The organism is Cognatishimia sp. F0-27 (genome assembly GCF_020667845.1).
Lineage (GTDB): Bacteria > Pseudomonadota > Alphaproteobacteria > Rhodobacterales > Rhodobacteraceae > JAFMPQ01.
In genome coordinates, this window is sequence record NZ_JAFMPQ010000048.1 from 1 (window position 1) to 13,379 (window position 13,379).

At 63.7% G+C, this 13,379-nt stretch carries 9 protein-coding genes, 1 tRNA gene and 1 pseudogene; 6 read left to right on the plus strand and 5 right to left on the minus strand.

Going from position 1 to position 13,379, the window contains the following annotated elements; genetic code table 11:
• Positions 1 to 402: pseudogene (locus tag J1C49_RS21855) on the plus strand (hypothetical protein); the annotation flags it as partial.
• A gap of 237 nt (positions 403 to 639) precedes the next feature.
• On the opposite strand, the gene glnA reads toward J1C49_RS21855, so the two are convergent.
• Both glnA and J1C49_RS19320 read right to left on the minus strand, forming a co-directional pair.
• Positions 640 to 2,046, minus strand: coding sequence for a type I glutamate--ammonia ligase (gene glnA, locus J1C49_RS19315; RefSeq protein WP_227447479.1), 1,407 nt, complete (start codon positions 2,044 to 2,046; stop codon positions 640 to 642).
• Positions 2,047 to 2,127: 81 nt separating this feature from the next.
• Positions 2,128 to 2,466, minus strand: coding sequence for a P-II family nitrogen regulator (locus J1C49_RS19320; protein ID WP_227447480.1), 339 nt, complete (start codon positions 2,464 to 2,466; stop codon positions 2,128 to 2,130).
• 168 nt (positions 2,467 to 2,634) lie between these two features.
• On the opposite strand from J1C49_RS19320, the gene J1C49_RS21985 reads away from it, so the two are divergent.
• Positions 2,635 to 3,351 (plus strand): NAD(P)H-hydrate epimerase, encoded by a 717-nt coding sequence (locus J1C49_RS21985; protein WP_370639437.1) that lies wholly within the window; start codon positions 2,635 to 2,637, stop codon positions 3,349 to 3,351.
• Positions 3,348 to 4,205 (plus strand): NAD(P)H-hydrate dehydratase, encoded by an 858-nt coding sequence (locus tag J1C49_RS21990; protein WP_370639438.1) that lies wholly within the window; start codon positions 3,348 to 3,350, stop codon positions 4,203 to 4,205. The genes J1C49_RS21985 and J1C49_RS21990 overlap by 4 nt, the downstream gene beginning before the upstream one ends.
• Positions 4,206 to 4,260: 55 nt before the next feature.
• Here J1C49_RS21990 and J1C49_RS19330 read toward each other — a convergent pair whose 3' ends face one another.
• Positions 4,261 to 4,758, minus strand: coding sequence for a Hint domain-containing protein (locus J1C49_RS19330; RefSeq protein ID WP_227447481.1), 498 nt, complete (start codon positions 4,756 to 4,758; stop codon positions 4,261 to 4,263).
• A 185-nt stretch (positions 4,759 to 4,943) separates the two neighbouring features.
• Here J1C49_RS19330 and J1C49_RS19335 point away from each other — a divergent pair.
• Together J1C49_RS19335 and J1C49_RS19340 are read left to right on the plus strand one after the other, a co-directional pair.
• Positions 4,944 to 5,027: transfer RNA gene (locus tag J1C49_RS19335), tRNA-Leu, on the plus strand.
• Positions 5,028 to 5,933: 906 nt separating this feature from the next.
• On the plus strand, positions 5,934 to 8,531 hold the full coding sequence (locus J1C49_RS19340; RefSeq protein ID WP_227447482.1) for a calcium-binding protein: 2,598 nt from the start codon (positions 5,934 to 5,936) through the stop codon (positions 8,529 to 8,531).
• Positions 8,532 to 8,569: 38 nt separating this feature from the next.
• On the opposite strand, the gene J1C49_RS19345 is transcribed toward J1C49_RS19340, so the two are convergent.
• Complete coding sequence (locus tag J1C49_RS19345) at positions 8,570 to 9,325, minus strand: class I SAM-dependent methyltransferase (RefSeq protein ID WP_227447483.1); 756 nt, start codon at positions 9,323 to 9,325, stop codon at positions 8,570 to 8,572.
• 479 nt (positions 9,326 to 9,804) lie between these two features.
• Positions 9,805 to 11,325, minus strand: coding sequence for a fused MFS/spermidine synthase (locus J1C49_RS19350; protein ID WP_227447484.1), 1,521 nt, complete (start codon positions 11,323 to 11,325; stop codon positions 9,805 to 9,807).
• A gap of 911 nt (positions 11,326 to 12,236) precedes the next feature.
• Here J1C49_RS19350 and J1C49_RS19355 point away from each other — a divergent pair.
• Positions 12,237 to 12,746: an AprI/Inh family metalloprotease inhibitor gene (locus J1C49_RS19355; protein WP_227447485.1), complete on the plus strand. Its 510-nt coding sequence runs from the start codon at positions 12,237 to 12,239 to the stop codon at positions 12,744 to 12,746.
• The last annotated feature ends 633 nt before the right edge of the window (positions 12,747 to 13,379 follow it).

Consider the following 13,379-nt stretch of genomic DNA (forward strand, 5'->3'; position numbering starts at 1 on the left):
GGCGTCGACACGATGCTCGGCGGCGCGGGCGACGATTATATCGATGGCGGGCGCGGGCTGGACTATTACAACGGTGGCGACGGAGCGGACAATTTCGTGTTCCGCAGCATCGCCGACATGGGCGTGGGCGCTGCGGCGCGCGACCAGATCCGCGATTTCGACACCACCGAAGGGGACCGGGTCAATCTCTATTTGATCGACGCCAACACGATGATTGCGGGCAATCAGGCATTTGCGATCACGTCGGGATATTCCGGGGCGGGGGGAGAGCTGGTGCTGTTTGACTTCGTGGTGAGCGGGGTGGACGTGACCGTTGCCAGCATGGACGTGGATGGCGACAGCGTCACGGACGCACAGATCTATATCGTCGGCGGGGCGGATGCGGGGGATTTCGTGCTCTGACAAGGCGGCAGGCATGGCCGGCGCGCCAAAGGCCCGGCCCGGACATATGGGGGCGGGATGGCCGCTGCGCCCAATGCCGCCCACAGGATCGCGCGCGCCTCCCAGGGGTCAGGGGCACGGGCAACCTCTTTGACAAAGCGCGAGAGTTAGCGTGTCCGTGTCCGGGCCGTCTTGGGAGCCTGAACAAAAAAGGGCGCCCCGAGGAGGGCGCCCAGAAAGCCTCTGATCGGGAGGAGATCAGCAGCTGTAATACATACCGAACTCAACCGGGTGCGGCGTGTGCTCGTAGGTTTCGATCTCTTCCATCTTGAGCTCGATATAGCCCTCGATCTGGTCCTTGGTGAACACGTCACCGGCCAGAAGGAAGTCCATGTCGGCCTGAAGCTCTTCGATTGCTTCACGCAGCGAGCCACAGACGGTCGGGATGCCCTCGAGCTCTTCGGCCGGCAGGTCGTAGAGGTTCTTGTCCATCGCCTCGCCGGGATCGATCTTGTTGGTGATGCCGTCGAGACCGGCCATCAGCAGCGCCGCGAAGCACAGGTAGGGGTTCGCCGACGGATCGGGGAAGCGGGCCTCGACGCGCTTGGCTTTCGGCGACTCGGTCCACGGGATCCGGACACAGCCGGAGCGGTTGCGTGCGGAATAGGCGCGCAGAACCGGCGCTTCGAAACCCGGGATCAGGCGCTTGTAGCTGTTGGTCGACGGGTTGGTGAAGGCATTGAGCGCCTTGGCGTGCTTGAGAATGCCGCCGATGAAATACAGCGCTTCCTGGCTCAGGTCGGCGTATTTGTCGCCGGCAAAGAGCGGCTTGCCATCCTTCCAGATCGACATGTTGCAATGCATGCCGGTGCCATTGTCGCCGTAGATCGGCTTGGGCATGAAGGTGGCCGACTTGCCGTAGGCCTGTGCCACGTTGTGGATGACATACTTGTATTTCTGAAGCTCGTCGGCCTGCTTGGTGAGCGAGCCGAAGATCAAACCCAGCTCGTGCTGACAGGACGCCACCTCGTGGTGGTGCTTGTCGACCTTCATGCCGAGGCGCTTCATGGTGGAGAGCATCTCCGAGCGGATGTCCTGACCGTCGTCGATCGGGTTGACCGGGAAGTAGCCGCCCTTGACGCCCGGACGGTGGCCGGTGTTGCCCATCTCGTATTCGGTGTCGGTGTTCCACGATCCGTCGAGCGCGTCGACTTCGTAGGACACTTTGTTGATCGTGTTCGAGAACCGCACGTCGTCGAACAGGAAGAATTCCGCTTCCGGACCCCAGTAGGACACGTCGCCGATGCCGGAGGACTTGAGATACGCCTCGGCCTTCTGAGCGGTCGACCGCGGGTCGCGCTCGTAAGCTTCACCGGTGTCGGGCTCCACGATCGAGCAATGCACGCAGACCGTCTTTTCCGCGTAGAACGGATCGAGATAGGCGCTTTCGGTGTCGGGCATCAGTTTCATGTCGGATGCTTCGATCGACTTCCATCCCGCGATGGAGGATCCGTCAAACATGAAGCCTTCTTCGAGGAAATCCTCGTCGACCTCATCAGACATCACTGTCACGTGCTGCAGCTTGCCGCGCGGATCGGTGAAGCGGATGTCGACATAGGCGACGTCCTCATCCTTGATCATCTTGAGCAGATCTTTTGCGCTCATATCCCAATTCCCTTGTTTAGAGGTTTTCGTGTATTGCAGTTGGTTTGTTGTGTATGGCCTTCGGCTGCTCGATGCGCCCGATCAGAGGGCGTCCGAGCCGTGCTCGCCGGTGCGGATGCGGATGGCCTGTTCGACAGGGCTGACGAAAATCTTGCCGTCGCCGATCTTGTCGGTCTTGGCGGCCGATACGATCGCTTCGATGGCGGTGTCCACCAGGTCGTCGTCCAGCACCACTTCGATTTTCACCTTCGGCAGAAAATCAACGACATATTCCGCGCCGCGATAGAGCTCGGTATGTCCTTTCTGGCGGCCAAACCCCTTGACCTCGATCACGCTGAGGCCCTGAACGCCGGCATCTTGCAGCGCCTCTTTGACCTCGTCGAGCTTGAACGGTTTGATGATTGCCTCGATCTTTTTCATGGGCTTGCCCTCCCTCGTCACCGGGTGCAGACCATCTTTGCCCGGGAGGCTCAATCGAAAGGCGGATCGATGGGCGGGGGCATCGATGTGAAATCGGGTTTGTGATCAAAAAACGGGCATTGCGCCTGTTTATTGTGCGAAAATGAATCGATCTGGAGGGCAATGCGCATGTCAACGGTCATCACGGCTCAGGAAATGTATGCACTGGAACGCGCCGCGATGGCGGATGGAACGGTTGCGGGGCTGACCTTGATGGAACGTGCCGGGGACGGATGCGTTGCGGCGCTCTTCGATCACTGGCCCGACTTGGTGCAGGGTGCGGGGCGCGCGGTGGTTCTGGCTGGCCCCGGCAATAATGGCGGCGACGGGTTTGTCATCGCCCGGCTTCTTGCGGCGCGGGGCTGGATTGTGACGGTGTTTGGCCATGGATGGGATGCGCTGATCAGGCCCGGTGTGGCGCAGGCCAAAAAGCCCGCTGACGCTTTGGCGAATGCCAAGCGCTGGCTCGAAGGGGGCGGGGCTTTGCATTCCTTGGAGGCGGCGGACGCCCCGGCGGCCTTGGCGGCGGCCATCACCCGCGCGCCGGGTCCCGTTGTTTTGATTGACGCCTTGTTGGGGCTGGGACAGGCGCGGCGCTGTGACGGGATGCTTGCGCCTGTGCGCGGCGCGCTGGATCGCGTGTTACAGCGGTCTGCGGATCTCGATCTGAGGATTGCGGCGGTCGATATTCCAACCGGCTACGTCACGGACGATGGTGCGGGCGCGCGCTGTGCCGATGCGCCGTTGGAGCCGGATCTGGTCATCACCTTCCATGCGGAAAAACCCGTGCACCGGCATCTGGCTTCGCGGGGCATACCGGTCCGGATCGTGGATATCGGGCTATGACGCGGACCCGTCCCAATTTGCCGCTCGACCGTCTGCGCAAACGGCCCGAGCAGCACAAGTTCGATCACGGCCACGCAGTGATGCTGTCTGGCGGGATGGGACGCAGCGGTGCCGCCCGGCTGGCGGCGCGGGCTGCGCTGCGGGCCGGTGCGGGGCTGGTGACAATTGGTGCGCCGGGCTCCGCGATGCTGGAGATTGCCTGTCAGATTACCGCGCTGATGGTGACGCGGGTCGAGGATGCGGATGCGCTGCGGACGTTGCTGGAGGACGCGCGGATCACCGGCCTCTGCCTTGGTCCCGGTCTCGGCGTCGCACGGGCGGCGGCGCTCTTGCCCGCGGCGCTTGACGGGGCGGCGGGCGGGCGCGTGACGGTGATCGACGCGGACGCCTTGACCGCGCTGGCGCAGGACCCCGCGCTGCGCGACGGGTTGAGCGCGCGGTGTCTGCTGACGCCGCATATGGGAGAGTTCGCGCGGGTCTTTCCGGATCTTGCGCGGGCCTTGCGAGACGATCCGGAACCGGATGCGCGCCAACAAGTGGTAGCGGCGGCGGCGCAGCGCGTGGGCGCCTGGGTCTTGCTGAAGGGCGCGGTGACCGTGATCGCGGGGCCGGACGGCGCGATCCGCACCAGCGATGCCACGGGTGCGCAGGCCGCGCCGGACCTCGCCACGGCCGGGAGCGGTGACGTGCTGGCCGGGATCCTCACCGGTCTTGGCGCGCGCGGCGTATTTGAAACCGGTGAGATGATGGAAATGGCGACCTGGTTGCATGCCGAAGCCGGACGCCGGGTCGGCCCGGGCCTGATTGCGGAGGATCTGCCGGAGGCGTTGCCCGGCATCCTGCGCGAGGGATGATCGCGCAACGCTCGGGCAGGACGCTCCGCGCCCGACCTCAACCGCCTGTCCGACTCTAGGCCGCGACCGTCGGGGCGGCAGAAGCGGCCAGCGCCAGCCCATGAGCCTGTACGAAATGCCGACGCTCAAAGATCAGCGCGTAAAGCGTGACCGGTTTGCAGCCGTGATCCACAACCCTGCGCCCGTCCATCAGGTGCCCTACCGCGAGCTGCGCCGTATCGCGCCCGACCGCGTTTTGCGCGGGCGGTCCGGACAGGTGCAGCGTCTGGCTTGCGGGGAGGGTGATGGAGCGGTCCGGACGGTTGGCGCCGAACGCGCCCCGAGCGACGCAGACCACAGCGGTCACGCAGATGGTGCACCGCAATTCGAGCAGGGGCGCGATGCTGCCATCGCTGGTGAACACGAGGTCCCCGGGGCCGAGATACTCCACCGGCAGCGGGCCATCGAGCGTCATGACAAGCGTGCCGGCCGTAAGGGCGTTGTCCTCCTGTGGTGGAAAGAGCCGCGGCCCTGTCATTATGTCTTCTGCGAGGCGCAGCTTGTCGTGAAGCATGATCGAATCCCGTTGGTCGGTGTTGCGCGCAATCATGCATGGATAGCCCTAACGGCGCGTGAAGACGGGCCGCAAAGGTGGGGCGCGGGTCCGCGGCGTGCTGGAGCGCTTTTTTGGAGTGGCCCTTCGCAGTCTGGTTTGCTAGGGAATCCGGGACGGCGCGCCTTGGTTGCGCCGCCGTCCGTGCGGGTGTGGCGGAATTGGTAGACGCACCAGATTTAGGTTCTGGCGCCTTTGGCGTGGGGGTTCGAGTCCCTTCACCCGCACCATCTGACCCCGAGACAAGGACGGGCCCGTCGACGCCCAGACCGGCACGGCGGGATTGACGGGGTAAAGACAGTGTCTTCGACGTCACCCCGCCGGCGCGCGCTGCGCATGCGAAGACCATCGGTCCCACCCGTAACGCGACAGCGAAGCGGCCGGTGAGGCCGTCAGTTCAAAGGATATGAGACCCATTCCCACGGGGTCGCGATCGGTTTGCAGCCTGTCGCGCGCCATCGACACGCCGCGCTGACCGCGCGCTTTCTAGTCGAAGAGAAGGGCGCTACCCGCATGTCCCGTCCGCCATGCGCCCTGCAAGGGGCCAGAGCGCCCTCTCTGTCACCCCGCGTGACGGTCCCTCGGGAAACTCCGTGACGGTCGATAGGTCTGCGTGCCTCAGCGCCGCTTCGTCCCACCATTCTGTGCCAAAGGGTCCGATCGGTCTCGTCCGGGATCAACGGCTCCCGCCGCGTCTGGCTCAGGGGCGCGGTCCGCTCCGGGAGGCCCGCACAATGCCTGCGGTTCATGCTGCGTGGGGGACGAAGGGCAGGTGTGTCCGGGGGTTTTCCTTCATCGACAGGTCGCGGCGGGCCCCAAGGAAAAGCCGGTGCCAGCTCCGCGTGCTCGTGGCCATGACAGCGACGTCCTGCGGGGCATTTGACCGCAATCCAGCAGCAGCAAACCCCCGCGTTCATCCGTTGGCGGGCAACGGTTTTCCGCGATTCCCGCAATTTTGAGTTTTGGTCAGAAGCGTTTCCCGGCGTAGCATGACCCCATTATCTGCGTTTGCGCCCTGTGCATGTGCTGCGGTCCTCGGAGCCATCAAGGCTGATCATGCCGCACAGGTGGGTTGCACGTGCACTGGATGCGGTCGCATTGGCCGGTAGATTTTTTCATCTGTGGGGGGATGTATCATGGGATTCAAGTTGGTTGGCGAAAGCCCGTTTGACCGTGTCGGCAACAGTATTGGCCCGGCGGGAGACGTCAACGGGGACGGGCAGGTTGACTTTGCGGTGGCAGGGGTCGGGTCCGATACGTTTGAGGGCGGGTCGGGGTCAGAACTCTACCTGATCAGCGGCGATGCCTTGAGCGCCGCGGATGCCGCCGACGGGACAACGGACGGTGTGATCGCCCTCGATCTCGTGGCTGCGCAACCGGACAGCTACCAGGTCACGACGGAAGGGATCTGGATCGGGGGCTTCATCTTTGAAACTGCGGGTGATCTGGACGGGGACGGCAATCCCGAATTCCTGATCGGAGATCCAAGGCGCGGCACCGACTCCATTGCGACCGGATGGGCGCTTGTGGACGGGGATGATCTTGCCGCCGCCGATGCGGCCGACGGCACCACGGACGGGGTGCTTTTCATCGAAGGTCTTGCCGATGAACCGAACAGTTACCGCTTCTTCACCCGCGACACGTTTAATCCCGACTTCTCGGATCCGCCGACAGCGGCCGCGACCATTGGCGATCTGACCGGGGACGGCGTGCTCGATCTGCTGTTCTCGGCGGATCGCAGCTCGGTGTATTTCATCAGCGGCGCAGACCTTGCCGCCATCGACGCCGCAGACGGGGTGGTCGATAACGATATCGTTTCGACCAATATTGAAGATGCGCCGGGCTCGTTCCGGATCTTCGGAACCGGGAGATTCGGCACCGATCTGGTGTTGACGGGGGACCTCGACGGTGATGGCGTCGGAGAGATCGTTTCCGGGGCACCTGATTTCGGCGCGGTTTACATCCTCGACGCAGCAGAGCTCGCGCCCGCGGATGCCGCCGACAGCTTCGTGGATGGGCTGGTGCGCTGGGACCGGATCGCGGAGCAGGACAATTCCTATCGTATCGATGGGTTCCAAGCGCGCTCGCAATTTGGATGGTCGGTTGCCGATGCCGGAGACGTGGATGGCGATGGGGTCGGGGATATCCTGATTGGTGCGCCCAGTCAGAACAACGGCAGCTCCTTTGACGGTGCCGCGTTTCTTGTATCCGGAGGCAGCGTTGCCGCGGCGGATGCCGCTGACGGGACAGAAGACGGCGTCGTCCAGATCTCGACGCTGCTCACCTTGCCGGGCTCTTACATGTTCGAGGGGTCGGCCGGGTCGAACGCCGGCGCGTCAGTGGCAAGCGCGCATGATATCGACGATGATGGGCAAGACGATATCCTGATCGGTGCGCGCTTCGAGGCGAACGGCACCCTTGAAGGAGCCGGAGCGGTCTACATCATCGATGAAGATGATTTTGCCGCGGCGGATGCGGCCGACGGCATGACGGATCAGATCATTGCGCTTGAAAACGTTGCCGCGTTGCCAAACTCCTACGTTCTGCGCGGTGAAGCCGAAGACGATTATGCGGGCTGGTCGGTTTCGGTTGCCGGGGATCTCGATGGCAACGGCTTCCATGAGATCCTGATCGGGGCGCGCGATGCCGGGCCACAGAGCGTGGGCGCGGTCTATGTGTTCGATCCGACCGAGCTGGATGCGATCGACGGGCGCGATGGCGCCGTCGACGGGGTGATCCAGCTGGCCAACGTTGCCTTCGCTGTCCTTGGGCCGACGCCGCAAAGCGACATTCTGAGCGGAACCGAGGAGGCCGAACAGATCGACCTGCTGACCGGTGCCGATCTTTACGAGGCCCTGGGAGGCAATGACACGGTTTTCGGATCGGGCGGCAACGATACGGTGTCGGGCGATGCAGGCGACGACCAGATCTTTGGCGGGGGCGGCAATGACAGCCTTATCGGCGGAGAGGGCAATGACAGCATCGAGGGCGGCATCGGCTTCGATACGATGGAGGGCGGGATTGGTGCCGATACGATCCGCGGTTTCGACGGGTTCGACCTGCTCAACGGGGGCGGCGGTGCGGATCTTTTGTTCGGGAATTTTGGCTCGGATGTGGTCAACGGTGATGGCGGCAACGACACGCTGAATGGTGGGCTCGGTGCGGACACGCTGAATGGTGGCGCGGCGGATGACCAGCTCGATGGGCTGAATGGTTTCGACGAGCTGAATGGTGGCGCGGGGCGCGATACACTTAACGGCAATGCGGGCAATGACCGCGTTTTCGGTGGCGAAGGCGATGACGCGCTGAACGGCGGCGTGGGCTTTGATGCGCTCAGCGGCGGCGCGGGCAACGACACCCTGTTTGCGGGTGACGGGTTCGATACGCTTCGCGGCGATGCCGGCGATGATCGGCTGGAGGGCAATGCCGGCAATGACATCCTCAACGGCGGGGTCGGCGCGGACACGATGCGCGGGGGGATCGGAGCGGACCGGTTCGAGTTCAACCTTGGAGACGGGGCCGACCGTATCGTCGATTTCCAGAACAATATCGACAGTATCGCGCTCGACGCCGATCTCTTTGACGAGGCGAACCCGGTGGCCGGGGATATCACCCGCTATGTCCAGCGAACCCCGGAGAATCACGTGATCCTCGATTTTGGTGATGGGGATGCACTGACCTTTGCGGGCGTCACCGCCACGCAGTCATTGATCGACGATATCGTGATCGTCTGAAAGGCCGCTCGCGGTGCGTTCTGCGGGCGTGAAGCGGGTCACCGGCTGGTGTCATCGTCGCGCGCGCCCGCCTTGGTTTTGGCAAGCCAAGTGCGGTCAATCTCCAGAGCGCCGTTGGAGGCCGCGAACGGTGCAGGCGGATCGGGTTGCCAGCGCTTCTCGATTGCCACGATGCTGTCATAGACCCGCACGGAAGAGAGGGATTGCGCGCGCGGATCAAACGGAAAGGCCGTGTCCTGTTCGGAATACCATGCGTGCATCGCATCGAGGAGATCCTTGGCGTATTCGATGAAACTGCCTTGCTGTCGATATCCGCCGCCATACGCCTTCCAGTAACTCGTATGCGTGTCCTCCACCATGTAGAGCCCGCCATCGGTGAGATGTGGCCAAAGCCTTTCGAAACTTGTGATCTGGTGGGCGCAAACATGGCTCCCGTCGTCCAGAATGCAGTCGAACGGACCGAATTCGGCCACGAGCCGCGCGAGGAATTCCGGGTCTGATTGATCGCCGATACGCACATGCGTGCCCTCGATTTCGAGATCGGCGCAGTCGGGATTGATATCCACGAAGACCAGCACGCTTTCGGGGTGGAAATACCCGCGCCAGAACGGCATGGAGCCACCGCGAAACACGCCGATTTCGAGAAAGGTCACCGGGCGCGTGCGGAATGGCCCCAATTCACGGGAATACACTGTGAGGTAGTGGAGCCATTTGGTGAGCGGGCGCGGCCCGGATTGTTGCAGATACTGCAGAAAATATGGGTCGATCGGACCGGGAATTGAGAGCTTGGCCAAGGCGGGCGCTTTCATTGGACAAGACGAAACCTGCCTGTCCCGGTTGAATTTGGCAACCGCCTCCTCTCCGGTTAGGCGGTTAGGCGGGGCGCGACAAGGGCCTCGGGTCAGGTCCGGAGGGAGACCGGTCGCGTGCGGCCCAGGGGGCGCATCGCGAATTGCCGAAAGCAATGCGCGAGGGGAGGCGGGCGGGTGTGTTCCGACGCAGCGGATGTCTGACGGACCAATCGTGAGAGCCGCGTTTGCGTCGGCGCGGCTGGCTTTCTTTTTGTCTTCGCGCAGATCATCTCGTCGATGAGCGGGACATGTCTCATCGTCAAACGCGGGGATTTGGCGGGGCGGTGTCAGGGGCCAGTGTCGAGTCTGACGGGGGTTTCCGCCGTGTTGCCCCGGCGGTGGCATCTGGCTCGACCGGTGGGATATCGCGAGCGCGGATCGCACGCAGCCGCAGCTTGTGTGCCTGCGCGGTGGCAGACCTGTCATTCCAATAGTGTCGACAGCCCGACCAAGCGGTCAATCGGGGCAAAGTCATCGGTCAGGGGCCGGGCATTCAGCCGCGAGACCACCTGTGCAATATAAGCCGGGTCGAGAACGGCAAAGCGTTTTGGGTCCGGCGTCCGGGTCTCGATCTGCGACACCGGGCTTTGCGCATCGCCCGCCAACAGGACAAAGACGCGGCGCTCGCCGGGTTGGGGCGGTATCGCCTCGGTCCAGACCTCCACATGGGGGAAGACCTCTTGCAGTGTCACGACAAGCGCGGCCAGCGCCTCCATGCGGTCCACATGGTCGATGGCGTTCATGGCAAACAGGCCGCCGGGCTCCAGCCTTGCCGCCACCAGCGCAAAAAACTCCACCGTGACCAGATGTGCGGGAACGGCGATATCGGTAAAGGCATCGCCGACGATCACGTCGAATGCGCGTGTGCTCTCGCGCAAGACAGCGCGGGCATCGCGGTGCAGCACCGCGGCGCTGGTCGGGTCAAACCAGAAATCCCGCACAGCGGCGGCGGTCACGTCGGGGTCAACCTCGCTCACGACGATGTCCGACGCTCCGCGATCGGCCCAGGCGCGTGGGACGGAATACGACCCGCCACCGATATGAAAGGACGAGAAATCATCCCGTCCCATGCGCATCCGGGGCAGGGCGTCGAGCATCGCGGTATGGTCTGTATGCATGATCCGCGGCGTGGCTTCGGCGCTGATGCCGTGGGCGAGATGGTCGAGCACCATGAGGTTGACGGGGTGCGGCGCGTCCGCAAGCGCAATGGTTCGGATGCAGTAATAGCTGCTTTCCGTGTCGCAGACCCTTGGACCGCTCAGCGCCCATCCGCCCGCCGCGATTGGCAGGACCAGCGCGGCGGCGGCGGCCCACCTTGCCTTGCCCGCAAGGCCGCTCAGGAAGAAGCACAAGGCCGCGCTGACCGCATAGACCAACGCCATGATCAGCAGCGTGCCGACCGAGCCGACCCACGAGATGAAGACAAACCCCGCCAGCAGGGTGCCGAGGATCGCCCCGACCGCCCCGGCGGCAAACATGGCACCCAGCACGCGCTCTGACTGCGCGGAGCCACGCATGGCGACCACGGCCAGCACCGGCGAGGGCACGCCCGCGAAGAGCGATGGCAGGAAGAATGCCAGCGTGGTCAGCACCCAGATCGCCAGCAAGGGGTCCGAGACACTTAACAGCACCGGTGTCGCCACCCAGCGCAGCACGAGCGAGGCAAGGGCCGTGACAAGGGCGGCCATCGCCATGATCCAGCCGGTCGTCTGCAGCGCCTGCGCGCTGTCTCGTGCCGCCAGCCGGCCACCCCACCAATGCCCGACGCTGAACCCGGTCAGCACCACCGCGATGATCGCGGTCCACGTGTACAGGCTCATGCCTACATAGGGCGCAATCATCCGCCCCGCGACGATCTCGACGACCAGCCCCCCGGCGGAAATCGCGGCCTGAAGCCCGATCAGGAGCCACAAGGGGCTTGTGGTGGAACGCGTGTCGGTCATGCGCCCATTAGGACGGGTTTTTCGTGATGGTCAATTCCTTGAAAGGGCGCGCGGTTTTCGCATTGCGACCTGAGCGGAGCGCGCGCCTTCAAGCAGTCGCTCCGCGGATGGTCCGTCCTGCTCGTCGCGGTGTCGAGGCGTGTTGTCCGGCAAAGCGTCGCTTGGCTCTGGGCCTACACAAGACGGCGAACTCTTGGCGCGCGGGATCAAACGCCCACCTGTGATCGAAAACCGGAACCCGCGCGGCCTTGACGCGGCACCGGCGTCTCGATCGCGGGTCGGCGGTTTGGCAAGGCAACCGACCCGGCGCAAGCGACGGGGCTGCGCCACGCTGAACGGGCAGGGTGCCGCGTGCTGACGGTGAGGGCAGATGCAGGAATTCCCCTGTCTGCGGCCGATGCCTTGCAAGGATGTTTCGATGGCGCAAGAGACACGCGGGTCAAGCAAATCGATCGTCATATGCGAAACGCGGCATTTCTCCTGGCTTCGCTTGATTCGCGTCAACGCACCCGATTGCCCGAATTGTTAAACTGGGACCGCCAGAAAACGAGGAGGGGGATATGAGGGGTCTTCTATGGATTGCGGCGTTGATCGCCACGTCGTGGATGTCCAGCGCGGCACGCGCTGAGAATTGGTCCATTTTCCGTAACTGCAGCACCGATCCATGCACGATAGGTGTGGCGCTGCCCAGCTATACCGTACCGGGATGGGACGCTGTGGCCACATATGCTGGCCCACAGGAAGCTTGGGCGGCAGCGTGCGAAATGCACTTCAGCGGCAGCACCAACTTTTCCCCGGACATCGCGGAGGGTCGTATTGATTGCAACGCCCTGTCTCCCGACCCGAACCGGCGGGATCCGGTTTGGGTGGCAGGCTGGTCAATCTTTCGCAATTGCAGCACCCGACCGTGCATGATCGGGGTGGCGCTGTCGGGATGGAGCCAGGCCGATTGGAGCCGGATCGGAACATACCGCAATGCGGCGGAGGCCTGGATCGAGGCTTGCAGGATGCATTTCAACGATCCCAACCATTACGCGCCCGATATCATAGCGGGCCGGGTGGATTGCGGGACCCTGAGCGATGACGACCTTGAGGCTTTTCTTGGGGTCTGGTCCTTCGGGCGCGAAAACGAAGGCGAACTTTGCAGAATAAATCTGACAAACCGCCGTGGCACCTACGGGCTTGTCCTGGAGGCCTGCCACCCGAATGAAAGCTTCTGGGAGATTCACGGCACCCAGCTTTTGTTCCGTGATGCGAGCGGCACCGTCAGCACCAGCTTCACGCTTCAGCGTGTCGACTATTGGTCGGGCCCTTATCTGCTCGAACCGTCGCGGAACATTGTGCACTATCTGACCCGTGCCGCAGGGGCCACGCCGGACAACCCCTGCCCGGAAGGGTACAACCCTTACGGATGCAATTGACAAAGCATGGGGCCCTGTTTTCAGGGCCCCTGTTGCACGGTGCGGTCGTCAGGCGCGTTGGGTGCGAGTTGGGCCGAAAGGGCGGGTCGACGCAGTGGCAAGGCGTTTTCAGCGACAGGAAAGGCGGTTGACGGCGGCACAACGCTTTACCAGACGCGTGGCGAGTGGCGGCAAACGGATCGGGACCATGGCCGCGGCCCGTTGATGCTTCCCGATCTTCAGCCACAGGTTTGGTGGCGTGTTCGAAACCAGAAATCCTGTCATTCTGCGCATCATTATGGTCGACGGTTTGAGCGCGAAAATCCACGAGTACTCGGGGTCGCGATTGCGGCCGCACGGAAGATGCAGCATCGCACGCGGTTGGGTGCGCATGGGGCGCATCCGGCTTGACGCTGAACAGACCCGCGGCTTGCCGGGCAGTGCGCGCGGGTTGGGGCGCGTGCGACGAAAAGCGAAACCGAGACCCGGCGCTCCGGCAGATCGACACTGCTGACCTGTCTCGGTTCCGCACTGACGCGGCCATCCCGGATGGCGTCGATGTCACTGGAATTGCGTGCCCGACCACCGGTTCTGCGCGGCGCCGCTTTTTCTGTGCCCGCCGGACCGGTGCGGCAGGGCATTCATGCCCTTGCG